The following is a 24,349-nucleotide window of genomic DNA, read 5'->3' on the forward strand; positions in this document are numbered from 1 at the left end:
TACGAAACATCCCGCCCCGGCACCCGGCTTTATTCCATGAACCAACCGTGGCTGGCGATCAGCGATTGCCCGGTCAGCGCGTTGGTCGGGAAGGAGGCGAAGAACAGCGCCACCTCGGCAATGTCCTCGACGGTGGTGAATTCGCCGTCCACCGTGTCGCCCAGCATGACCTTCTTGACCACTTCCTCCTCGGAAATGCCCAATTCCTTGGCCTGTTCGGGGATCTGCTTTTCCACCAGCGGCGTTTTGACAAAGCCGGGGCAGATCACATTGGCGCGAATGCCCTTTTTGCCTCCCTCGCGCGCAATCGTGCGCGCCAGACCCAGCAGGCCGTGCTTGGCGGTGACATAGGCGGACTTGAGCGGGCTGGCGGTCTTGGAATGGACCGAGCCCATCATCAGAATTGCACCCGAACCTTGCGCCTGCATATGCGGCAAGACCGCCTTGCTGGTCAAAAAGGCGCCGTCGAGATGGATCGCCAGCATCTTCTTCCAGTCGGCATAGGCGAAATTTTCCACCGGATTGACGATCTGGATGCCCGCGTTCGAGACCAGCACGTCAACCGTGCCCCATTTCTCGACCACTTGCGCCACGCCGGCATTGACCTGTTCCTCGCTGGTCACATCCATGGCGATGCCGATGGCCTGACCCGGCCCGGCCGCGTTCAATTCGGCAGCAGCCGCCTGCGCCGCGTCCAGATTGAGGTCGGCCAGCGCCACCAGCGCGCCTTCGGACACATAACGCCGCGCGATGCCCAGACCAATGCCGCTGGCCGCGCCAGTGACGATGCAAACCTTCTTGTCGAGTTTCATTGCCGGTTCACTCCTCGTGTCATCTCTTACGGCATCGCACGCGCCGTCGGATGGCTAACCTAGCCATCCTGAATGATGAATCAACTTTCGTATTGTCGCAGGCGATCCGTATCCTGCGGCCTATCTATATCGCTGGTAAAACGCGAATGTTCCGCCTCGTGCCAGACGATGCGCGCGGCGTGGCGGTCGATCCACGCGCGCGGTGCGACCTGCGCCGCAGCGCCGTTCAGAGTGCGCGCCAGATCCCCCGGCATGACCACCGGATTGCCGCGAACGCCATCATGGCGCGGGATGATGACAGCATCGCGATGGGCGGCAAAATCGGCGATCAGCGCGGCAATATCCTCCTCGCGCAGCAAAGGCTGGTCCGCCAGCGCAAAGATCACCCCGTCGCCGTCCAGCCCACATTGCGCCAACCCGACCCGCGCCGAAGCGCCCTGTTCGGCCGCCGCATCAGGATTGGCCACCAGACGCACCTCCAGCCCGGCCAGCGCCTGCGCCAAGGCTGCATCCTGGGCCCGGCCCACCACCACCACCGGCAGGCCGAGGCCGAGATAGACCTGTGCGGCATGGCGCACCATCGGCACCCCGCGCCACGGCAGGAGCCGCTTGTCCACGCCCTCCATCCGCCGCGACCATCCCGCCGCCAACAGGATGACTTCAAGCCGCATCAGAAGCGGATCGCGGTGAACAGCCCCACTTCGTCATAGGTGCCGTTGCCCTTGCACAGCGCCGAGGGGCCAGCAACCGTGGCAAAGAAATTAGGTGTCGCAGTACCCCCGCAACCGATCACCCCATTGCTGGTGGCCAGCGACCCGCCGTTGACCGTCTCGCGCTTGTACACCAACGCCAGATCGACATATTTGAGCGGTGAGAACTGAAGGCCGCCGATGAACAGGTCATCCTGCAAATCGCGCACCGTCATGCGGTTGGGGTGGACCTGATCATAGCGCAGGAAGGCCCGCCATTGGCGCGAGAGGTTGTAGTGGCCAAAGGCCGACCATCCGCTGGCCGTATCCTGCGAAAGGGCGTTGACGGCGGGATTGACCGCCACATTGTTCCAATCGCGGGCATAGAAATATTCGCCGCCGATGCCGATCACCGAACTCTTGTATCCGCCCATGAAATCAATGCGCGAGGCCGTGCGGAAGGAGGAGGCGCCATTGCCCGCCAGCGTTTCGATGTCATTGCCGCGCTTGCCGTAATAGCCCCCGGCGGCGGCATAAAAGCCGTTCCATGTGCCCGACAGGCGCGCCTCCACGTCCACCGATTTGGTCACGCGGGCCTGACGATAGCCCCCGCCATTGACCACGGCCAGACCATAGGAGAGGCTGGTCGTGCCCTGACGCAGGAAGTCGCCCGAGAGGTGGACGCCCCAGTCGGCCGGATTGCCATAGCCGATCCGTTCAAGCAGCGAGCGTTCGACGTGACGCTGGTTTTCCGCCGCCTCGGCATAGGAGATCCAGGGCATTTCCGCCGCGCCCAGCCGGATGGTCAGCGCCGGGTGCAATTTTACCTCGGCATAGGCGTTGCGCACATAAATGCCCTTGCCCACCAGATTGGCCGAGGAATTGGGCGGATTGACGGCGGTGGGCTGGCCGGTGACATTATCGGCGTCGAGCAGGATCGCGGCGGAAACCTTGCTGGTAAAGCGGTGATTTACCCCGATGAAGGCGCGCTTGAGATTGACGCCGACACCATTGGCGGCATTGTTGGCGCCGGCGGTGTGCTGGGTAATGTTGCTCAGGTTCAGGAACATTTCGCCCGAAATCGAGGTGTTGGCGGCCCATTTGGTGGCGGCCACGGCGCGCTGGGTCAGGGCGATGGCGCCTTGCGCTTTCTCGGCGCTGGCCAAGGCCTGTGCGGCGGTGGCGTCGGCATGGCGCGCGGTTTCGGCGGTCGAAGCCAGCGTGGGCGTTTCCGGGGCGCCGCCGCCGGGCGTGGGCTGGGCCTGCGTTTGGGTCTGGGCTACTTGCGCGGCATCAGCAGCATTGGGCGCGGTCAGCGCGGTGAGCCTCTTTTCCAGCGCGTCGATCTGGGCCTGCATCCGCGCCATTTGCGCCTGCGCCTGTTGCAATTGGGCCTGAAGGCTGGGGCTGGGCTTGGCCGTTTGCCCCGATGCCGCCGCCGCGCCCGGCGCCAAAGCCGTCGAAGCAAGCAGGGCCAGAGCGAAGGGCTTGAGCAAATCCATCGAACGAATTCCTTGTGGCATAAGCCATATGGGCCGCGAGGACAGCGGTGATGGCGCAAACCGGCCGCCGTGATCGCATCGCGCCGGGACCCGGTCGGCGCATCGATCCAATTGACCCCAGTTTAGGGCCGCCATGCGGATCGGGATAGATAGATAATCGTCGGTGAGGCGATAAAGCGTTGCGGGGCAAGGGCGTGTGCGGTTAAAATGACACTTATATGACATGGTATGGCCGCGCCTGCGCAAAAACCGCGTGAGGGCGGACCTTTCGCTTCGGTTTGGAGAAAAAGGCGCGCCCGTGCCGCGACTTGGCGATTGTCACAAAGTTGTCATATGGAATGTCTAGCGCCCGATGTGGGCGAAGTCTGCCCATTGCTGGAGAATCGCCCATGTTTCGCAAAACCGTGCTGGCGTTCGGCCTTGGGCTGGCGATGATCTCGCCTGCCGGGGCCGAATCGTTCACCGGCGCGGGGGCCAGCTTTCCTGCCTCGCTCTATCAGGCATGGGCCCGCGAATATGCCGCCGCCAGCGGGGATCAATTGAATTATCAATCCATTGGCTCGGGCGGCGGGGTGCGCCAGATCATCGCCCATACCGTCGATTTCGGCGCCACAGACCGGCCCTTGAAGCCCGAGGAGTTGAACCGGGCGGGGCTGGTGCAATTTCCTGCTGTGATTGGCGGGGTGGTGCCGGTGTTCAACCTGCCGGGCATCGGGCCAGGGCAATTGCGGCTCTCGGGCCGCCTCTTGGGCGACATTTTTCTGGGGCGGATCAAGCGCTGGAACGATCCGCGTATCGCCGCGCTCAATCCGGGGCTGAAATTGCCGCCTTTCCCGATCACGGTGGTTCACCGCGCCGATGGTTCGGGCACGACTTTCCTTTTCACCTCCTATCTGGCCCAAACCTCGCCCGATTGGGCGCATGCCGTGGGGGCAAGCGATGCCGTCAAATGGCCCGCCGGGATTGGCGGCAAGGGCAATGACGGCGTGGCGGCCTTTGTGCGCCAGACCTATGGCGCGCTGGGCTATGTCGAATATATTTACGCACGTAAGGGCAAGGTCAGCTATGCCCGCGTGCAGAATGCCGCAGGGCAATTCCCCACGCCCGAACCGGCCAGCTTTGCCGCCGCGGCGATCGCCGCGCCATGGGGGCGGGCGGCGGGCAATTACGTCCTGCTGCTGAACCAACCGGGAGGCGGGGCATGGCCGATCTCGGGGGCGACCTTCATCCTGATGCACCGCGAGCAGGAGCGCCCGGAAAAGGGCCGCGCGGTGCTGCGTTTCTTTGACTGGGCCTTTGCGCGCGGCGATGCCACGGCGGCGCGCCTGTCCTATGTGCCGCTGCCTGCCTCGCTGAAAACCATGGTGCGCCAGCAATGGCGGGCAATCGGGGGCGGCAAATGAGCGTGGAGACGGCTGGCCCCTCGCGCGCGGCGCGACAGGATGCGTTTTTTCAGGCTTTGTGCTTTTCCGCCGCGATGGTGTTGATGGCCACGTTGGCGGGCCTGCTGATCGCGCTGGTGATCGGCGGTTGGCCCGCGCTGGCGCATTTCGGGCCAAAGTTCTTCATCTCGGCCGCATGGGACCCTGTGGCCGAGGATTACGGCGCGGCAGGCCCGATTGTCGGCACGCTGGTGACGGCGGGGCTGGCCATGGTGATGGCGCTGCCGCTGGCGGTGGGGATCGCGGTGTTTCTGGTGGAATTCTGCCCCTCGGTGCTGGCCAAATATGTCAGCATGGCGGTCGAGCTGCTGGCGGGCATCCCTTCGATTGTTTACGGCATGTGGGGCCTGTTCGTGCTGGCGCCGTGGTTTGCGCTGCATGTGCAATTGCCGCTGTTCTATGTGGTCGATCCTGACAGTTTCTGGGGCCATCTGTTTGAAGGCATCCCCAATGGCGCGAATATCTTCACCGCCGCGATGATCCTGGCGATCATGGTGCTGCCCTATATCGCCACGGTGCTGCGCGAATTGCTGCTCTCCGTGCCCACCCATGTGCGCGAGGCGGCCTATGGCATGGGCTGCACCCCCTATGAGGTGGTGAGCCGGATCATGCTGCCCTATATCCGCCGCAGCGCGATTGGCGCGGTGATGCTGGGTCTGGGCCGCGCGCTGGGCGAGACGATGGCGGTGACGTTCATCATCGGCAACAGCCACGAATTTCCGCGCAGCCTGTTTGCCAGCGGTTCGACGATTGCTTCCACCATCGCCAATGAATTTGCCGAGGCGAGCAGCGATCTGCATGTCTCGGCGCTGCTGGCGCTGGGGCTGGTGCTGTTTGTGATCACCTTTGCCGCGCTGGTGGGCGCGCGGCTGCTGATCGGGCGGGAGAAGGCGTGATGGCATTGAACCGGCATCTGTTCGACCGCCATGCCCGGCGCAAGCTGGTCAATTACGGCTTTGTCGGCCTGACCATGGCGGCGACCGCTGTCGCGGTGATCGCGCTCCTGCTGATCCTGTGGTCGTTGGTGGCCAATGGGCTGGGCGGCATCGGGCTGCATATTTTTACCATGGATCAACCCCCGCCCGAAATGCCCGGCGGCCTGCGCAATGCCATTCTCGGCTCGCTGGAAATGTGCGCGATCGGCATGGTGATGGCAGTGGTCATCGGCATTCTGGCCGGCACATGGCTGGCCGAATATGGCGAGGGCAAGCGTCTGGCCGAGGTGGTGCGGTTTTTGAACGATGTGCTGCTCTCGGCGCCCTCGATCCTGATCGGCCTGTTTGTCTATGAAATTCTCGTGCGGCCGCTGCATGGATTTTCCGCCGGGGCGGGCGCGGTGGCGCTGGCCTTTGTGGCGACGCCCGTGGTGACGCGCACGACCGAGGACATCCTGCGCCTGCAATCGAACCAGTTGCGCGAGGCGGGCATGGCGATCGGGGCAGGCAAGAGCTATGTCATCCGCGCGATCATCTGGCGCGCGTCGCGTCCCGGTCTGGTCACAGGCGCGCTCTTGGGTTTTGCGCGTATTTCGGGCGAGACGGCGCCTCTGCTTTTCACCTCGTTGGGCAATCCCAACCTCTCCTTTGCCCTGACCCAGCCGATGGGCGCGTTGCCCACCACCATCTATCAATTCGCGCTCTCGGCCTTTGACGACTGGCGGGCGCTGGCATGGGTGGGGGCGCTGTTGATTGCCATTACCGTCCTTGCCGCCAACATTATCGGACGCGCTTTGGCGCGGGGGAGCCATCAGTCGTGAATTTTGACGCCAAACAGGGCGATGTCGCCAGCGTGATCCTGCCCCCGCCGATGGAGCAGCGGGTGCTCGACGTGCGCGGGCTGAACTTTTTCTATGGCAAGCATCAGGCGCTGTTCGGCGTCGATCTGCCGGTGGCGCGGGGCAAGATCACGGCGTTGATCGGGCCGTCGGGCTGTGGCAAATCGACGCTGCTGCGCACGCTCAACAAGATCTATGACCTCTATCCCGGCCAGCGCGCCGAGGGGCAGATCCTGTTCAACGGCGAAAACCTGCTGGGCGGGGGCGAGCCGGTGGAGGATGCGCCGCCGGCTTCTGGCGCGCCCATCCATGGCGACAATGCCCGGCTGCGCGCCCGTATCGGCATGGTGTTTCAGCGGCCGACGCCCTTCCCCATGTCGATCTATGAAAACATCGCCTTTGGCGTGCGCCTGCACCGCAATGTCTCGCGCGCCCAGATGGATGAGATCGTTGAGACATCACTGACCCGCGCGGCGCTGTGGGACGAGGTCAAGGACAAGCTGGACAAATCAGGCTTGAGCCTTTCGGGTGGGCAGCAGCAGCGCCTTTGCGTGGCGCGCGGGATCGCGGTCGAGCCGGAAGTGCTGCTGCTCGACGAACCCGCCTCGGCGCTCGATCCGCTCTCCACGGCCAAGCTGGAAACGGCGCTGATTGAATTGAAGCAGAGTTTCACCATCGTCATCGTCACCCACAACCTGCAGCAGGCGGCGCGGATTTCGGACTACACCGGCTTTATGCTGATGGGCAAAATGGTCGAGTTCCGGCCCTCGGGCGAGGCCTTTGTGCGGCCCGCAACGGCGGCGATGCGGGATTATGTGACGGGTAGGTATGGGTGAGAAGAAGGGATAGGTGCGAGGGACTCGTCCCTCGCGCTCCCGTTACTGTCTGCGTTGTGCCATGGCTTCGGCCAAGGCGCGCAATACGCAGCGTTGAAATATAAAAGCCTGCGGCACCTTTGAGCCTAAGCCCCCCGCGCCGCAGGCTTTTAACTTCCACCCAATAACCCTGCCAACCCGGCACCACCCCATTAACGGGATTGCAAAGGGACAAGTCCCTTTGCCCGCCGGAGGCATAAAACCCCCGAAATCAAGCCGCCAGCTTCAACTCCAGCCGATCCCAGATTTCCACCAGCGCAGAGGTCAGATCGCGCATCATCGCCTCGGTATGCTGCGGTCCCGGCGTAAAACGCAGGCGTTCGGTCCCGCGCGGCACGGTGGGGAAGTTGATGGGCTGCACATAGACGCCATATTCGGCCAGCAGGATGTCGCTGATCTTTTTGGCCTTGACCGGATCGCCCACCATCAGCGGCACGATATGGGTGGTCGAATTCATCACCGGCAGACCGGCCTCGCGCATCATGGCCTTGAGGCCCGCCGCCGCCGCCTGCTGGCCATCGCGCTCAACGCAGGAGGCCTTCAAATGGCGCACCGAAGCCAGCACGCCCGCGACCAGCACCGGCGAGAGCGAAGTCGTGAAGATAAAACCCGGCGCATAGGAGCGGATCACGTCGATGATGCGTTTGTCCGCCGCGATATAGCCGCCCATCACGCCGAAAGCCTTGCCCAGCGTGCCTTCGATAATGTCGATACGGTGGGCGGCATTGTCGCGATCGGTGATGCCGCCGCCGCGCGGGCCATACATGCCGACCGCGTGAACCTCGTCGATATAGGTCAGCGCGTTGTACTTTTCCGCCAGATCGCAGATTTCGTGGATCGGGGCGATATCGCCATCCATCGAATAGACCGATTCAAACGCCACCAGCTTGGGCACGCTGGGATCGGTTTCCTTCAGCAGTTCTTCGAGATGCTCAACGTCATTGTGACGGAACACCTTCTTTTCCGCGCCCGAATTGCGGATGCCGGCGATCATGCTGGCATGGTTCAATTCGTCGGAAAAGATCACGCATCCGGGCAGGATCTTGGCAAGCGTCGAGAGCGTGGCATCATTCGACACATAGCCGGAGGTAAAGAGCAGTGCGCCCTGCTTGCCATGCAGGTCGGCCAGTTCTTCTTCCAACTGGATATGGTAATGGGTGTTGCCGCCGATGTTGCGCGTGCCGCCGCTGCCCGCGCCCACGTCATGCAGCGCTTCTTCCATCGCGGCGATCACCTTGGGGTGCTGCCCCATCGCCAGATAGTCGTTGCTGCACCACACCGTGATCGGTTTGGGGCCGTTATGTCCGGCAAAACAGCGCGCGTTGGGATAGGCGCCCTTGTTACGCAGGATGTCGATAAACACGCGATACCGCCCTTCGGAATGCAGGCGGTCGATAGCTGCGTCGAAAATCTGATCGTAGTTCACTGGCTCTTATCCTGAACGGCACCGTATGGATCCGGCTTTCCGGCTCTCCCCCGTCTAGAGCATATGAGGGGATGCATAAAATGACCAGAGTCAAACAGTGTGATAGGGCATTCTGTCCAAAAGTAGTATTCGGCATCATCGCAGAGCGATCATGAAGGCAATCAGAACACGCCCAGATGCATCAATCCGCGCTGCTCCAGAGCGGGTTCGAGCCCGGCGATCCCGTCTCCGCTGGTAAACAGGGCCATGTCCTCTTCGTTACGGCTAAACTCCTGACCTTGCGTCAGAAAGGCGATGCGCCGCGCGATGCCGTCGGCCCCGTCGATAAAGCGGACATCCGGGCCAAACGCCTCGCCCAATTCCTGCGTCAGCAGCGGAAAATGGGTACAGGCCAGCACCACCGTGTCGATCTGATCGCCGCCGGGCTGATCGCGCAGCCCCGCAACCGCGCGCGCAACCCATCGGGACTCGACCGGCAGACCCCGCAATTTCGCCTCCGCCGCCTCGACCAGTTCGGGCGCACCATGGCGCAAAAGGCGTTTACCGGCGGCAAATTCATGCTCCAGTCGATCCACATAGGCCTGCCGGATCGTCGCCTGCGTGCCCAGCAATCCGATCACGCCGGTCTGCGTCATCGCGGCGGCGGGCTTGATGGCCGGGACCGTGCCGACAATCGGCACCTCCAGCACTTCGCGCACGCTGGCCAGAGCAATCGTGCTGGCCGTGTTGCACGCGATGCAGACGAGGCGCGGGCGCAAACGCTCGGTCATCCGCCCCAGCAGGCCCGACACGCGCGCGGCAATCTGCGCCTCGCTCTTGTTGCCATAGGGCAGGCCCGCATTGTCGGCCACATAGATCACCGGCGCATCGGGCAGATGGCGGCGCAGCGCGTCCAGCACGGACAAGCCGCCAACGCCGGAATCAAACAGCAGGACAGGGGCGGTAGGGGCGATCTGTGCGGGGGGAGTCGGTGCCATGTCGGCCCCTCTTTACGAGCGATTGCGGCAAAAAGGAAAGAGAAGGGGGTTCGACAAAATCACCGCTGCGACTAAAGGAGGGGTGAACGCGCCGATTGGTGCAGGAAAAGGTGGATACGATGTCTTTGATGGTGGCCTCGGTGCTGGGTTATGCGCTGGGTTCGGTGCCTTTTGGCCTGCTGTTGACACGGGCCTTTGGTGCGGGCGATCTGCGCTCGATCGGTTCGGGCAATATCGGGGCGACCAATGTGCTGCGCACCGGGCGTAAAGGTCTGGCGGCGGCAACGCTGCTGCTCGATGGCGGCAAGGGGGCGGCGGCGGTGCTGATCGCGGGCCTGCTGCCTGCCGGGCATTTTGCCGATGGGGCCGCCGGGGCAACTTGGCTGGCGCTGGCGGGCGGGGCCGGGGCGATGGTGGGCCATTGCTTCCCGGTCTGGCTGAAATTCAAGGGTGGCAAGGGCGTGGCCACGATGCTGGGCGTGGCGCTGGGGCTGGCGTGGCCGGTTGGGCTGATCTGCCTGCTGGCGTGGGTTGGCATGTTCAAACTCTCGCGCATTTCCAGCGTGGGTGGGATGAGCGCTGCGCTGGCCGCGCCCATTGGCGCGCTGGCGCTGGGGCATACGGTCATGGTGCCGGTGCTGGCCGCGCTGGCCGCGCTGGTGCTGTATCAGCATCGCGAGAACATCGCCCGCCTGCGCGCCGGGACCGAACCGAAAGTGGGCGCGAAAAAGGGATGAGCGGAGCAGGCGAGGAAGCACAGACCGGCGCGGGTTTCACCCTGAGCCGCGAGGAGGGGCTGGCGCGCATCCGTCTGATCCGATCGCCCAACATTGGGCCGGTGACCTATGGCCAGTTGCTGCGCCGCTTTGGCGATGCACGGCGGGCGCTCGATGCGCTGCCCGATCTGGCGGCGCGGGGCGACGGGCGCGCCAGCGGCAAGGGCCGTCAGCCCTATCGCGCGGTGGATGCAGGCGTTATCGAGGCAGAGATCAAGGCCGTCCGCGCGGCGGGTGCGCGCTATATCTTTCATGATTCGCCCGATTATCCCCCTCTGCTGCGTCAGGTCGATTCGGCCCCGCCATTATTGATCGCGCGCGGGCGGGCCGATCTGTCGCGGGCCGCGCCCGTGGCGATGGTGGGCGCGCGCAATGCCAGCGCGGCGGCGATGCGGCTGGCCCGCGAAATTGCCGGTGGGCTGGTCGAGGCGGGCTATCCGGTGGTGTCGGGCCTAGCGGTCGGCATTGATGCGGCCGCCCACGAGGGCGCGCTGGCCGGGCGCGGTGAATCCTATGCCAGCGCGAGCACGATTGCCGTCATCGGCGGCGGCATCGACATCAGCTATCCACCGGACAATGCCGCGCTGCAATCGCGCATTGCCGAGGAGGGCCTGCTGCTGACCGAGGCGCCGCCCGGCGTCGAGCCGACGCGCCGTCATTTCCCGGCGCGCAACCGCATCATCGCCGGCATCGCCGCGGGCACCGTGGTGGTCGAGGCCGCGCTCAAGTCCGGATCGCTGATAACCGCGCGGCTGGCGGGCGATTACGGGCGCGAGGTGATGGCGGTGCCTGGATCGCCGCTGGACCCGCGCAGCCATGGCTGCAACGAAATGATCCGCGACGGCGCCATCCTGATCCAGCGGGCCGAGGACATTATCGAGCTGATCGCCAGTTTCGACGGCGTGCCGCGTTCGCATTTCCATGAGGAAGGCAGCGACGCTCTGGCGGGCTTTGGCGAGGAGACGGACGCGCAGGAGGCGCCAGAAGACGCGGACGCCAGCACTGACGCCAATGACCGGATTGCCGCGCTGCTGGGCCTGGCCCCGGTGGGGGTGGACGAGATCGTGCGCCAGACGGGCCTGAGCGCGGGGGGTGTTCAGATGGCGCTGATCGAGCTGGAATTGGCCGGGGTGATCCGCCGCCATGCCGGGGGCCGGGTCAGCCGCATTGTATGATCGAGGTGGGTGTGATCGGGGGGTGAAATCTCGCATCGCGGGCTCCGTAAAAGCGCGTGGATTTTCCGCGCCCGGCCGCGCCGGGTAAAGCCGTGATAGGTCCGTAACGAAACGGCCTGTGTCTTATCCCTGTCAAATTATCATGGAAATGGCGGCATCTTACGCCCTCTTGACGAAGGCCCACCGCTCCCGCCACCCTCGCGCGTATACGTGAGGCGCCGTTTGCCCCCGGTCCGCTCCTTGGGGCAGACGGGCTTCACAAGTCTTTCAATCGGGGGCAAAGCCGGTTCGTCGGCCTTGCGGCCACGGCGGCCAGAGTATCCCTCTTAGATAGTACAAGAGAAACCATGCAGCTTGTTATTGTCGAATCCCCGGCCAAGGCGAAGACCATCGAGAAGTATCTCGGCAAGGATTACCGCGTGCTGGCCAGCTATGGCCATATCCGCGATCTGCCGCCCAAGGATGGATCGGTGCGCCCCGATGAAGACTTCGCGATGGATTGGGAACTCTATGGCGACAAGCAGGCCCGCGTGCGCGAGATTGCCGATCTGGCCAAGCAGGCCGACCGACTGATCCTGGCGACTGACCCTGATCGCGAGGGTGAGGCGATTTCCTGGCACGTACGCGAATTGCTGGCCAAGCGGCGCGCTCTGCCCAAGGAGGTGGAGCGCGTTACCTTCAACGCCATCACCAAAGATGCCGTCACCACGGCGATGAAGCATCCGCGTGAGCTGGATCAGGATTTGATCGACGCCTATCTGGCGCGGCGGGCGCTCGACTATCTGTTCGGCTTCACGCTTTCGCCGGTGCTGTGGCGCAAATTGCCGGGTGCGAAATCGGCGGGCCGCGTGCAGTCGGTGGCGCTGCGCCTGATCGTTCAGCGCGAGCGCGAGATCGAACTCTTCAAGCCCGAGGAATATTGGCAGGTCATCGCGCGCATGATGCATGACGGCTCGCAATTCCCCGCGCGGCTGGTCAAGTTTGAAGGCAAGAAGCTGGAGAAGCTGAGCCTTGGCGATGCGGGCATTGCCCAGCGCGCCAAGGAAGCGGTCGAGCAGGGTGCCTTCCGCGTCGAGGAGGTGGAAACCAAGCCGGTCCGCCGCAATCCCTATCCGCCTTTCACCACATCGACGCTGCAACAGGAAGCGGCGCGCAAGCTGGGCTTTTCGGCCAGCCACACGATGCGCGTGGCGCAAACGCTGTATGAGGCGGGCGCGATCACCTATATGCGTACCGATGGCGTGCAGATGGACCCCAGCGCCATTGCCGCCGCCCGCCGCGAAATCACCGAGCGTTTTTCCGGCCATTACTGCCCCGAAAAGCCGCGCCATTATGAAACCAAGGCCAAGAACGCGCAGGAGGCCCACGAAGCCATCCGCCCGACCGAGTTTGGCCGCGACCATTATGGCAGCGGCGACGAGGCGCGCCTGTATGACCTGATCTGGAAGCGCGCTTTGGCCAGCCAGATGGCGAGCGCCGCACTGGAGCGCACCACGGTGACCATGCGCGACGGCACGGGCATGCATGAACTGCGCGCGACCGGTCAGGTGGTCAAGTTCCCCGGCTTTATGGCGGTCTATGACGAGAGCCGCGATAACAAGTCGGACGATGATGACGATGCGAACCTGCTGCCCCTGATGAACAAGGGCGACATGCCCATGAAGCAGGGCGTGGAGGCCACCCAGCATTTCACCCAGCCTCCGCCGCGCTATTCCGAAGCGTCGCTGGTCAAGCGGCTGGAAGAATTGGGCATCGGGCGTCCCTCGACCTATGCGGCGACGTTGCAGGTGCTGAAGGATCGCGCCTATGTGCGCACTGAAAAGAACCGCTTCTTTGCCGAGGAAACGGGGCGTCTGCTGACATCCTTCCTTGAGCGATTCTTTGACCGCTATGTCGCTTATGATTTTACGGCGGGCATGGAAGACGAGTTGGACGATGTGTCGGGCGGGCGGGCGCAATGGCGCACGGTGCTCGAAGCGTTCTGGAAGGATTTCAAGCCCAAGTCCGACGAGGTGATGGAGAAGAAGCCCTCGGAAGTGACCGAGGCGCTCGATGAATTCCTCTCCGATTACCTGTTCCCCCCGCGTGAAGATGGGAGCGATCCGCGCAAATGCCCGCAATGCGAGGCGGGGCGCTTGTCGCTGCGCGGCGGCAAGTATGGCGCATTTGTCGCCTGCTCGAACTATCCGGAATGCAAATTCACCCGCAAATTCGCCCAGCCCGGCGGCAGCGCGGACGCGGGCGAGGAAGGCGAACTGGGCAAGCACCCGGAAACCGGCGAGCCGATCATGCGCAAGGCGGGCCGCTTTGGCCCCTATATCCAGATGGGCGAGGGCGACACGCGCAAGATGGCGTCCATCCCCAAGGACATCGGCGAGATGACGCTGGATTGGGCGGTCAAGCTCCTGTCCTTGCCGCGCACCATCGGGCCGCATCCCGAAACGGGCGAACCGATCACCGCCAGCATTGGCCGCTATGGCCCCTATCTAGCGCATAATGGCAAATATGCGCGCCTGCGCAGCACCGCCGAAGTGTTCGAAACGGGCATGAACCTTGCCGTTACCAAGCTGGCCGAGGCGGCGGCGGGCGGCGGGCGCAGCCGCAATGCCCCTGCCGAGCCGCTCAAGGTGTTTGGCGCCCATCCCACCACCGGGGGCGAGATCAAGCTGCTGGCGGGCCGTTACGGCGCCTATGTCACCGATGGCACGACCAATGCCACGCTGCCCAAAGCTGTCGAGCAGGACAAGCTGACGCTGGAACAGGCGATCGCGCTGATCGACGAAAAGGCCGCGAAGGGGCCGAGCACCAAGGGCAAGAAAAAGGCTCCCGCGAAGAAGGCCGCGCCCAAGAAGGCAGCGGCGAAAAAGGCCGACGATGGCGAGGCCGCGGCCAAGCCTGCCGCCAAGAAAGCCGCAGCCAAGAAGCCTTCCGCCAAAAAGGCGCCTGCGAAAAAGGCCGCCGCCGCGAAGGATTAACCCGCGCGCGGTTAAAGCAACGGATGAGAGCACAACCCGCTTCGCATCGAAGCGGGTTGTGCCATTTCAGGCCCGGCTGATGCGTCAGAACATCGCGCGCGACAGGCAGCAGACCTCGCCTGATGCGCGTGCTCGTCGGCGGGTGGCGGGGTCGAGAAAGCGGCAATGGACCACGGCGCCATCCATGCCCTGACTTTTCAGATAGGCCAGAGGATCGCTGATCGCGCCGCGCCATTGCGGATCCAGCACCGAGATATGATGATCGGGCAGGCGCGTCTGCATAAAGGCAAAATAGGTGGCGTCATCAATCAGCAACCGCTGTTGATGATTGTCGGGATTGATCCCGCACAGCGCGGCGGCCTTGCGGATCGTCGCTCTGGCCCGGTCATAATGGAAAACGGGGATGGAAAGCGGCTGCTGCTCCAGATAGCCGCTGGCCCGCGTGGTCTGAACCAGCGAGGGGCCATAGATCGCACCCACCAACACCATGCTGAGCAGCATCGCGAGGCCGGTGATGGCGGCTATGGTTTGCAGACGCGGCGTGGCCTCCGGCCCGGCGCAGAGCGCGCAGGCAAAGGACATGGCCAGCAGCGGCAGGACAAAGGCGGCCTCATAGCAATTGCGCACCATCTGCACCGAGGCATAGGCCGAGGCGATGCCAAACAGCAGCAGCGCGAAGACCACCTGCAGATCGAGGATCGCCCGCATCCCGCCCGCCCGCACCACGCGCCACAGCGCCCCCCCGGCCAGCAGAAAGGCGATGAACCACAAGGCGATCATCACCGCCGACCAGCCGATCTGCTCGGGCTTGGTCACCAGATGATAGGGCAGCCAATGCGACATGGGCGTCACATCGGGCGCGGCCAGCGTGACATAGGCGGGCAGATTGTCATTGGCCAGCGCGCGCAGCGCCAGTTTCAGTAGGCTGCCGTCGTAATGCAGGCTTTGCTGCGCATGTTGCGTGGCCAATATTGCGTCAGCAGGGCAGGAGAGGCGGGCAAACCAGTAATGGGCCGATGCGGCGGCCAGCGCCAGCAGCGCGGCCCCCCAGATCAGCCGCCATGCTACCGGGCCGCGCTGCGCCGCGATACAGGCCAGGAAGAGAGGCACCAGCACCAGCGCCTTGAAATGATAGGACAGGGCAATACCGGCCAAGGCAGCCACCACCACCGGCCGCCACCACGCGCCCCCCCGCCGCCCGTCCCGCCTATACCCATCCCAGGCCACCAGCATGGCGCCCAGCGCCGCCAGCAGGATCGGCTGCTCGGGGCGGCTCCACACCAGTTGCAGCGGCAGCGTGCCAAGGCCCAGCAGGCCCAGCGCGAGCACCACCACCGCGCGACACTGCGCCGCGCCCGCAGCCATGCGACGGATCAGCGACAGGAACAGCCCCGTCCAGCCCAACGCATAAAGCACGCCTGAAAACCGCACCCAGAAGGGATCGGGAAAAGCGGAGTTGAAAAACCCCGAATACCACCGCGCCGGCCACATGAACCACAGGGGGCGGGCCAGCGTGGAGGGTCCGCATTGCTCGGAATAGAGCTTGTCCACCCCGTCCAGCCAGGCGCGCTCCTGCAGCCGCCATCCGATCTCATCGCTGTATACCGGCGTCAGGATGGCCAGCACAAGGCCCAGCAGAAAGACGCCGATGATCAAACGCACAAAACGGGGCGAGCCCATCAGGCGTCGCAGGCTGAAAACGGAAAGGGGCATGCAGAGGTGTTAATGTCCCGGTTTGGTCGCAGCGTTTTTCAGCACGAACAATTGATAATGGCGGCTGCCGATAAACGGATCGGCGAACGGGCGGTAATGTTCTTTGAGCCCTTCCATCAGGATCTTGCGCGATTGCCAGTTGACCGGTTTGGAGAAGGGCGTTTCCAGCATGGCGATCACCTGCGGCCTGCGGGCCAGAATGGCGCGCATCTCGTCATTGGCATCCACACCCAAGGCGAACTTTTCGGACATATTGTTCAGGTGATTGGGAAAGACATAGCGCGTGGCAAAGCAGGCATTGGTCATGTGATAGAGGATGGGATCGCCTTCATTGATATAGACGCAGCCCTGCCCATTGGGCGTGGCGGCCGCGCTGCGGATCATGTCGGCGGCCAGCTCGGTTTCCTCGGTCGTGCCATGATGGCGCGTGTTGTAGATCGTGACCACGGCGGCCGCGGCCATGCCGATGCCCAGCATGAAATGCGTGTACCAGCGGAACGGCCGCCCGCGCCCCAGCGCGGGCGCGGCCAGCGCCATCAGCGGCACCAGCAGCGGCGCGACATAATGGTCATACCATGTGCCAAACAGCAGGAACCCGCCCACCGCCACCGCCGCCCAGATGCGCAGGAAAGTTTGGGCCGGGCGGGCGGCATAGCGCACCGGCGGCATTTGGCGCGGGGCCAGAAACAGCGCCGCCCAAACCGGCAGCAGCGCCAGCGATTCCTTGAACAGTCGGAAGAGCGAACCGTCGAATTCCTCATGCCGGTCAAAGATCGAAAGGAAGTTGGCCTGCGCAAAGGCCATGCCGTGGCCCATGGCGATATAGGCGCCCCACGCCGCCAGCGTGGGCACCAGCGCCACGCCCGCCCAGCCGACCGCCGCCGCCACAATCCGCCCATGCGACCAGCCCAGCGCCCGCGCGCGCGCCATCAGCATCAGGCCAAAGGCCATGCCTTCAAACACTACGGTATATTTGATCTGAAGCGAGACGCCGACCACCGCCATGATGGCCAGACCATGGACAAACAGACGCCGGTCAGTCTTGGCCGTCCATACGCCCATCATGCCAAGGCCCGCCAGAGCCATCAGCAGATTGTAGAAAACCGGTGCCTGTCCGCCAAAGCAGAAGAAGGCCGAAAGGAACAATTGATAGGCCACCCCGGCCCACCATGCCCCCATCGGCGAGGCAATCTCGCGCGCCATGCGATAGATCACCAGCGACGTGCCCGCCACGCAGGCCAGCGCCGCCAGCTGATATTGCAGGATCCCGTCGCCCCCCAGCAACCGGATCGCACCATAAAGCAGGAACAGCCCGATCGGCTTGCGATCCCAAATGTCCACATAGGGCACCGCGCCATGCAGCATGCGCTCGCCCACCAGCAGATAGAACTGCTCGTCGATATGGATAATCGGATAGCCCAGCGTGGCGCCGCGCAGCAGCAGCCCGACCGCCAGATAGGCAAAGCCCATCAGCAGCAGATTGACCCCGCGCACCGCGCCCAGCGCAGCCTTTTCGCCCATGCCCACCACAGGCTGGGCGGACTTCGAGGCTTCCGACTTGGCCGCACCCCGCAACCTCGCCGGAAGTTCTGCGATATATTCGACCATCAAACACTCCGTCCGTCTGATCGCCCCTGATAACCGCGACAGACCCCCATCTGCATTGCGGTCAGGCGATCAACCCCCGATGCCCAAATTTGCCTTTATGCCGTCAATTTATGGTATCGAACCAAACCGTCTTGTCGCAGTTTTTGCCCGATTTGCCATAATCTTTATATGCCTGCCCTGCAAAAACTCGGCAGGCCGGGCCTTATTTTACCCATTCCAGCCCGATTTCCTCATAAATTTCGCGCGCATCGGCCCAGTTTTCGTCAACCTTGACGTGCAGGAACAGATGCACCTTGACCCCCAGCAGCTCGGCCAGTTCGGCCCGCGAGGCCTCGCCGATGGCTTTCAGCCGCGCGCCGCGCTTGCCCAGCACGATGGGCTTCTGGCTCTCGCGGGCGATCACGATCTGCTGGCGGATCTCGACGCTGCCATCCTTGCGGTGGGTATAGCTTTCGGGACGCACGGTGCTGTCATAGGGCAGCTCGTCGTGGAGCTGGCGATAGAGCTGTTCGCGGGTGATTTCCGCGGCCATCAACCGTTCCGAGGCGTCCGACACCTGATCTTCCGGGAAATTCCACGGGCCTTCGAGCATCATGTCGGCCAGACGCGCCTTCAATTGCGCGACGCCATCGCCGGTCGAGGCGGAGATGAAGAACACCTCGGCAAAATCGACCGCCTGCGTCAATTCCTGCGCCAGAACCAGCAGCGGCTCCTTTGGGCACAGATCGACCTTGTTGAGGGCGAGCAGCTTGCGCTCGGGGCGACCCTTGAGCGATTCGAGGATCTCCTCCAGCCCCTGCCGGTTCTTCTTGGCGGCATCGACCACCAGCAGGATGGCATCGGCCTCGCTTGCGCCTTCCCATGCGGCGGCCACCATCGCGCGGTCGAGGCGGCGGCGCGGGGCGAAAATGCCCGGCGTGTCGGCCAGGATGATCTGGGCGTTGTGCTTGTCCGATTGCTCCAGCGCGATGCCCATCAGGCGGGCGCGGGTGGTCTGCGCCTTTTGGGAGACAATCGCCACCTTTTGCCCGACCAGCGCATTGACCAGCGTGGACTTGCCCGCATTGGGGGCGCCCAGCACGGCCACAAGGCCGCAAGATTCTGCGATTTCACTCATCCAAATTGCCTTAAAAATGCGGCGGCCGCCTGTGTTTCGGCCTCCTGTTTGCTGTTGGCCACGGCCTCTACCTCGCCCACACCCTTGATCGCCACGGCGACGGTAAAGCGGGCGGCATGATCGGGGCCTGAACGATCGACCAGTCGATATTCGGGGGCCTTGCGGCGATTGCCGGCGGCCCATTCCTGAAGCGCGGATTTGGGGTGCTTGGCTTGCCCCGCCCGCCCGCCGACATCTTCGGCCCACAATTGCCGGATCAGGGCGCGGGTGGGTTCAAAGCCGCGCGTGACAAAAGACGCGCCGATCAGCGCTTCCATCACATCGCCAAGGATATTCTCGCTGTCCGATCCGCCATCATCGCGTGCCTGTTTGCCAAGGCGGATATGTTCGCCAAGCCCGATGCGGCGGGCAATGGTGGCGCACATCTGGCGGCTGACCAGCACGTTCAAACGCTGCGAGAGGCGGCCCTCGGCCGAGCCCTCGCTTTCATACAGCCATTCGGCAATCGTCAGGCCCAATACCCGGTCGCCCAGAAATTCGAGCCGCTGATAGTCTTCGATACCCTTGCCGCGAGCGCTGTTCTGCGCGGAAAAACTGCCATGGGTGAGCGCGGCGGTCCATTCGGAAGCGCCATCGGGATTTACGCCAATCACGCGGGTCAGAAACTCCCGCGTGGCATCAGGAAGCGCAGGATTGTTGACAGGCTTTGTCGTCAGCGTCTTGCTCAAAAGGTGCCCCCGATCCGGTTCCAGCGCGCGGCGGTCAGCCAGGTCCAGGGCTTGTACCACGAAACCGATCCGTCGGTCGACCACATCACGATGGTGGCGCGGCCCACCAGATTGCCCTGCGGCACATAGCCGATGCCGCCCACCTCGACGGGGAAACGGCTGTCCTGCGAATTGTCGCGGTCATCGCCCATCAGGAACAGCGCGCCCTCGGGCACGATATAGGGCAGGGTGTTGTCCTGCGGGGTGGTTTCCATGTCGAGGACGTTATAGCTCTTGCCCGGCTTGCCATTGTCGGCGGGCAGCGTCTCGCGATATTGCGGATAGTGGCAAATGGTCTTGCCATCCTTCACCGTCTCGTAATTCACGTTCATGCCATAGCGCGGCTGATAGCAGGAGGTGTTGGGCGAGACGGCGATCTCGAAATCCTCGATCTTCTGCTTGGGCACGGCATTGCCGTTGATATAGAGGACGCCGCCCTTCATCTGGATCGTATCGCCCGGCAGGCCGATCACGCGCTTGATCCAGTCGTCCTGATTGGTCGGCGGCGCCTTGAAGATCACCACATCGCCGCGCTTGGGCTGGGTGGCCAGAATGCGGCCCGGGATCAGCGGCAGGCTGAAAGGCATCGAATAGCGCGAATAGCCATAGGGCCATTTGGCGGCGAGCAAATAGTCGCCATTGACCAGACGCGGCAGCATCGATTCGCTGGGAATGTTAAAGGGCGAGAAGATGAAGCTGCGGAAGACGGCGACGATCACCACCAGCTTGATAAGGAAAACGAAAAAGTTCTCCTCCTGTTTTTCCGGCTTTCTACCGGGCTGGGCGCCGGGCTTGGCGGCGGGGTCGGCTTGGCTCATCTTTGCTCATCCTTGAATCTGGCCGTGCTGCCATGTTGGCCAAGAAGCGCTGCGTCAAGCCATGGTTTGGCTGAGCGGGGGATGAACCGTGCATGTTTGGGCCATCCTTGCGTCACAAAACGTATTCAGCCGGGCGATAAAAGGAAAATTGCTGCGGCGCACCCTTGGCCAATCCTTGCGCAAAGGGCATAGGTTCGGGCGAATTACTGATCGCATCTGCAAGACGGGAGTGAAGCGAACGTGTCCACCAACCAATCGGTCAAGGCTGCATGGGACCATCTGGCGGGCCTGCCTCGCCCCACGCTGGCGGAATTGTTCGCCGGCGATGCCGATCGCCTGAGCAAGCTGTCCACCCGTTTCGAACTGGGCGAAGGGCTGGGCGGCATCCGCTTCGACTGGTCCAAGATGCATCTGGATGACGCGCATATCGCCGGCTTCGAAGCCTTGGCCGAGGCGCAGGATTTCGACGGCCGCCGCGCCCAATTGTTTGGCGGCGAAAAGATCAACAACACCGAAGGCCGCGCCGCCGAACATACCGCCCAGCGCGGCGTGGGCAAGGATACCAGCGTTGAGGAAGCCCAGGCCCTGCATCAGCGCACCGCCTCGCTGGTGGCTGCGATTCACGAGGGCGCGCTGGGCGAGATCAAGCATCTGATTCACATCGGCATCGGCGGCTCGGCGCTTGGCCCGGCGCTGGCGATTGACGCGCTGACCCGCGATGGCTGCGTGGTTGAGGTGCATGTGGTCGCCAATATCGACGGCTGCGCGCTGGAGGCCGCCTTTGCCAAGGCGGACCCGGCCACGACGCTGATCGCGGTGGCGTCCAAGACTTTCACCACCATCGAAACGATGACCAACGCGAAATCGGCGCTCAACTGGCTGAAGGAAAACGGTGTTGAGGATCCCTATGGTCGCGTTGTCGCGCTGACTGCCGCGCCGGAAAAGGCGGTGGAATGGGGCGTGGATGAAACCCGCATCCTGCCTTTCCCGGAAAGCGTGGGCGGGCGTTACTCGCTGTGGTCCTCGATCGGTTTCCCGGTCGCGCTGGCGCTGGGCTTTGACGAATTTGCCGAGTTCCTCGCGGGCGCGGCAGCCATTGACGAACATTTCGCCAACACCTCGGGCGCGGACAATCTGCCCCTGCGCGCGGCCTTTGCCGATCAGCTCTACACCCGCCTGCGTGGTTGCCAGACGCGCGCCTGCTTTGCCTATGACGAACGCCTCGCGCTGCTGCCGGACTATCTGCAACAGCTCGAAATGGAATCGAACGGCAAGAGCGTGACCTTTGACGGCGCGCCGCTGGATGGCCCCTCGGCGCCGATCACCTGGGGCGGGGTGGGTACGGACGCGCAGCATGCCGTTTTCCAGCTTCTGCATCAGGGCACCATCACCGTGCCGGTCGATTTCATCGCCAGCATCGCGCCGGGCGACCAGCTTGACCCGGCCCATCACCGCATCCTGCTGATGAACTGCTTTGCGCAGGGCGCCGCGCTGATGGCGGGCAAGGATTCGGCGGATAAATCGCGCTCCTATCCCGGCAACCGCCCCTCGGCCACGATCCTGATCGACGATCTCTCGCCCGCCAGCCTTGGCGCGCTGATCGCTTTCCATGAACACCGCACTTTTGCCAATGCGGTGCTGCTGGGCATCAATCCGTTTGACCAGTTCGGCGTGGAATTGGGCAAGCAGATCGCCAATGCCATCGACAAGGGCGAGGCCCAGTTCGACGCCAGCACCACCGCGCTGCTGGCCGAGGCGGGGTTAAGCTGAGGCGCAAGGCATAAGTTAAAATGAACGAAATCGCGCTGTTTCCAGCCGGAAATAGCGCGATTTTTGTTTCAAATTTCATTGAGTTCCCCAATTGACTGTGGCTATCCTGCGCACTGGCAAAATATTGGCCGGATCAATACGGCCTGCGGGGGTTTGATGATCGTAAAGCAGTTTGGCCGGGCATGCGCTGGCATGCTGGCGCTGGCCGTGGCGCTTGGTGTGGGCGTCAGCGCGCAAGGAATCGCGCAGGGGGCGCCGGCGCCCGAGGCCGAGCACCGGCTTGATGCCGCCGACTTTGCCGTGCTGCCCTTTGTGGCCCAGCCCGCGCTCTCGCCCGATGGGCAATGGATCGGCGGGCTTTTCGCCATCGGCGGGCAAAAGCGGATTTGCGCGGTCGGGCTGTTTGAAGGGCAGGGCAAGCCTTCCTGCATCGGCATTCCCGATATGACCGAGGCGAATGGGCTGGAATGGGTCAATAATGACAATCTGCTGGTCCGCCTCAGCGTCCTTCAGCCGGTCGAGGGCGACCGCTTTTATGTCAGCCGCCTCATCAACTTCAACCGCACGACCGGCAAGATCACCAAGCTGTTCTGGGACAGCAAGGGGCAATCGGCCGACCGCATCCTGTGGACCGCGCATGACGGCTCGCCCACCGCGCTGATAGCGGCGCAGAATTCGATCTATTTGTCGGCCGACTTCTGGCCTGCGGTCTATCGCTTCAATGTCGAAACCGGCAGCAAGACGATCGTGCAGCAGGGGCGCGAGGATGTCATGACATGGTTCACCGACGGCGATGGCGCGGTGCGGATCGGCTATGGCTATGACGATAACAGCCGCAAGTCGCGCGTGATGTATCGCAACGGCGCGGGTGAACCCTTTCGCGTTGTGGACCGCGCCGACGGGCGCAAGCGTGAGGATCTGATCTCGGTGGTCGGCTTTGGCGCCAGCCCGGGCAGCGCGCTGATGATCCATGATGACAAGGACAATCACTCCGCCCTGTTCGAGGTGGACGTGGCCACGCAAAAGGATCTGCGCACGATCTGGACCGCGCCCGAGGGCAGCTGGATCGAGGGCACGTGGACCGATGTGGACCGCAAGACGGTGCTGGGCCTGCGTCTGGCGGGCAAGGAGGAGAAGCGGGTCTGGCTGGACCCGGTGCTGGCCGAAACGCAGGCGGCCTTTGCCAAGGCGGTGCCCGAGCGGCGGGTGGGGATCATCGACATCAACCGCGACCACACAAGGATGCTGGTGCGTATTGATGCGCCCGATGCGCCGGGCGCGATCTACTTCTATGACGTCAACGATGGCGTGCTGCACCGCATCGCCTATCTGTCCGACCGGATCAAGGGGCAGGCGCTCAACCCGGTCAAGGCGGTGCGCTACAAGGCGCGCGACGGGCTGGAGATCGAGGCGATCCTGACCCTGCCCAAGGGCAAGGTTGCGAAAAACCTGCCCTTTGTGGTGATGCCCCATGGCGGGCCTTGGGCGCATGACACGCTGGACTATGACTACTGGGCGCAATTTGTGGCCCAGCTTGGCTATGGCGTGATCCAGCCCAATTTCCGCGGATCGGACGGCTATGGCGAGGCGTTTGAGCGCAAGGGCGAGGGTCAGATGGGCCTGGCCATGCAGGATGACATCAATGACGCGCTGGCCTGGGCGGTGAAGGAGGGCATTGCCGATGGCAAGCGGGCCTGCATCGTGGGGGCGTCCTATGGCGGCTATGCCACGATGTGGGGCCTGGCGCGCGATGCGGGCCTGTGGCGATGCGGCATTTCGATTTCCGGCGTGGCCAGCGTGCGGCGCGAGGTCAATGACATGGGCAATTCGCTTTATGGCAACCGCAATCAGGATGCGTGGAAGCGCATGACGCCCGATTTCGCCGCCGTTTCGCCGCTCAACGCGGTGGACCGGATCAAGGCGCCGCTGCTGCTGGTCCATGGCAAGATGGACGTGACGGTCGATCATGGCCAGTCGGCGTCGATGGCGGCCAGAATGCGCGCGGCGGGCAAGGCGGTGGAATTTGTCTCGCTGCCCAAGGCGGACCATTATTTCACGCGCGAGGCGGACCGGCTGGAATTGCTGAAGGCGATTGAGACCTTTTTGAAAAAGAACAATCCCGCCGATTAATAT

Annotated in this window: 19 protein-coding genes; 9 read left to right on the plus strand and 10 right to left on the minus strand. The window is 63.6% G+C overall.

Annotation, left to right across the window (positions count from 1 at the left end):
- Positions 1–29 precede the first annotated feature (29 nt).
- The 3 genes from PQ467_RS05670 to PQ467_RS05680 form a co-directional block, all read right to left on the minus strand.
- Positions 30–812, minus strand: a complete 783-nt coding sequence (locus PQ467_RS05670; protein WP_274175569.1) for a 3-hydroxybutyrate dehydrogenase — start codon at positions 810–812, stop codon at positions 30–32.
- 80 nt (positions 813–892) lie between these two features.
- The gene (locus PQ467_RS05675) at positions 893–1,483 is read right to left on the minus strand and encodes a nucleotidyltransferase family protein (RefSeq protein WP_274175570.1); all 591 of its coding nucleotides are present in this window, start codon (positions 1,481–1,483) and stop codon (positions 893–895) included.
- A complete protein-coding gene (locus PQ467_RS05680; RefSeq protein ID WP_274175571.1) occupies positions 1,483–3,003 on the minus strand; it encodes a hypothetical protein in 1,521 nt (506 codons plus the stop codon). The genes PQ467_RS05675 and PQ467_RS05680 overlap by 1 nt, the downstream gene beginning before the upstream one ends.
- A 389-nt stretch (positions 3,004–3,392) precedes the next feature.
- Between PQ467_RS05680 and pstS the strand changes: the two genes are divergently transcribed.
- Genes pstS through pstB form a run of 4 tightly spaced genes read left to right on the plus strand, consistent with a single transcriptional unit; the run spans position 3,393 to position 7,055 of the window.
- Positions 3,393–4,406 (plus strand): phosphate ABC transporter substrate-binding protein PstS, encoded by a 1,014-nt coding sequence (gene pstS / locus PQ467_RS05685; protein WP_274175572.1) that lies wholly within the window; start codon positions 3,393–3,395, stop codon positions 4,404–4,406.
- Positions 4,403–5,341, plus strand: a complete 939-nt coding sequence (gene pstC, locus PQ467_RS05690) for a phosphate ABC transporter permease subunit PstC (RefSeq protein ID WP_274175573.1) — start codon at positions 4,403–4,405, stop codon at positions 5,339–5,341. Before pstS ends, pstC begins: the two co-directional genes overlap by 4 nt.
- Entirely contained in the window at positions 5,341–6,201 is an 861-nt protein-coding gene (pstA, locus tag PQ467_RS05695; protein ID WP_274175574.1) for a phosphate ABC transporter permease PstA, read from the plus strand. Before pstC ends, pstA begins: the two co-directional genes overlap by 1 nt.
- Before the next feature lie 50 nt (positions 6,202–6,251).
- Positions 6,252–7,055 (plus strand): phosphate ABC transporter ATP-binding protein PstB, encoded by an 804-nt coding sequence (gene pstB / locus PQ467_RS05700; protein ID WP_337995116.1) that lies wholly within the window; start codon positions 6,252–6,254, stop codon positions 7,053–7,055.
- A 250-nt stretch (positions 7,056–7,305) separates the two neighbouring features.
- Here pstB and hemA read toward each other — a convergent pair whose 3' ends face one another.
- Together hemA and murI are read right to left on the minus strand one after the other, a co-directional pair.
- Positions 7,306–8,520: a 5-aminolevulinate synthase gene (hemA, locus tag PQ467_RS05705; RefSeq protein ID WP_274175575.1), complete on the minus strand. Its 1,215-nt coding sequence runs from the start codon at positions 8,518–8,520 to the stop codon at positions 7,306–7,308.
- A gap of 161 nt (positions 8,521–8,681) precedes the next feature.
- Entirely contained in the window at positions 8,682–9,497 is an 816-nt protein-coding gene (murI, locus tag PQ467_RS05710; RefSeq protein WP_274175576.1) for a glutamate racemase, read from the minus strand.
- Positions 9,498–9,616: 119 nt separating this feature from the next.
- Between murI and plsY the strand changes: the two genes are divergently transcribed.
- From plsY to topA, 3 genes are all read left to right on the plus strand, one after another.
- On the plus strand, positions 9,617–10,234 hold the full coding sequence (gene plsY, locus PQ467_RS05715) for a glycerol-3-phosphate 1-O-acyltransferase PlsY (RefSeq protein WP_274175577.1): 618 nt from the start codon (positions 9,617–9,619) through the stop codon (positions 10,232–10,234).
- Positions 10,231–11,448 carry a DNA-processing protein DprA gene (gene dprA / locus PQ467_RS05720; protein ID WP_274175578.1) on the plus strand — a complete coding sequence of 406 codons (1,218 nt, stop codon included), beginning with the start codon at positions 10,231–10,233 and terminating at the stop codon, positions 11,446–11,448. Before plsY ends, dprA begins: the two co-directional genes overlap by 4 nt.
- A gap of 347 nt (positions 11,449–11,795) precedes the next feature.
- Positions 11,796–14,423, plus strand: coding sequence for a type I DNA topoisomerase (gene topA, locus PQ467_RS05725; RefSeq protein WP_274175579.1), 2,628 nt, complete (start codon positions 11,796–11,798; stop codon positions 14,421–14,423).
- 84 nt (positions 14,424–14,507) lie between these two features.
- Here topA and PQ467_RS05730 read toward each other — a convergent pair whose 3' ends face one another.
- The 5 genes from PQ467_RS05730 to lepB form a co-directional block, all read right to left on the minus strand.
- Positions 14,508–16,136, minus strand: coding sequence for a hypothetical protein (locus PQ467_RS05730; protein WP_274175580.1), 1,629 nt, complete (start codon positions 16,134–16,136; stop codon positions 14,508–14,510).
- Between the two features lie 9 nt (positions 16,137–16,145).
- Complete coding sequence (locus PQ467_RS05735) at positions 16,146–17,744, minus strand: ArnT family glycosyltransferase (protein ID WP_274175581.1); 1,599 nt, start codon at positions 17,742–17,744, stop codon at positions 16,146–16,148.
- A 202-nt stretch (positions 17,745–17,946) separates the two neighbouring features.
- Positions 17,947–18,852: a GTPase Era gene (gene era, locus PQ467_RS05740; protein WP_443193001.1), complete on the minus strand. Its 906-nt coding sequence runs from the start codon at positions 18,850–18,852 to the stop codon at positions 17,947–17,949.
- Positions 18,853–18,857: 5 nt separating this feature from the next.
- The gene (rnc, locus tag PQ467_RS05745; protein WP_274175583.1) at positions 18,858–19,589 is read right to left on the minus strand and encodes a ribonuclease III; all 732 of its coding nucleotides are present in this window, start codon (positions 19,587–19,589) and stop codon (positions 18,858–18,860) included.
- A complete protein-coding gene (gene lepB, locus PQ467_RS05750) occupies positions 19,586–20,446 on the minus strand; it encodes a signal peptidase I (RefSeq protein WP_274175584.1) in 861 nt (286 codons plus the stop codon). The genes rnc and lepB overlap by 4 nt, the downstream gene beginning before the upstream one ends.
- A 240-nt stretch (positions 20,447–20,686) precedes the next feature.
- Here lepB and pgi point away from each other — a divergent pair, with 240 nt between their 5' ends.
- Both pgi and PQ467_RS05760 read left to right on the plus strand, forming a co-directional pair.
- A complete protein-coding gene (gene pgi, locus PQ467_RS05755) occupies positions 20,687–22,216 on the plus strand; it encodes a glucose-6-phosphate isomerase (protein ID WP_274175585.1) in 1,530 nt (509 codons plus the stop codon).
- Between the two features lie 156 nt (positions 22,217–22,372).
- Entirely contained in the window at positions 22,373–24,346 is a 1,974-nt protein-coding gene (locus PQ467_RS05760; protein ID WP_274175586.1) for an alpha/beta hydrolase family protein, read from the plus strand.
- Positions 24,347–24,349: the final 3 nt, after the last annotated feature.

This window comes from Novosphingobium sp. KACC 22771, assembly GCF_028736195.1.
Lineage (GTDB): Bacteria > Pseudomonadota > Alphaproteobacteria > Sphingomonadales > Sphingomonadaceae > Novosphingobium.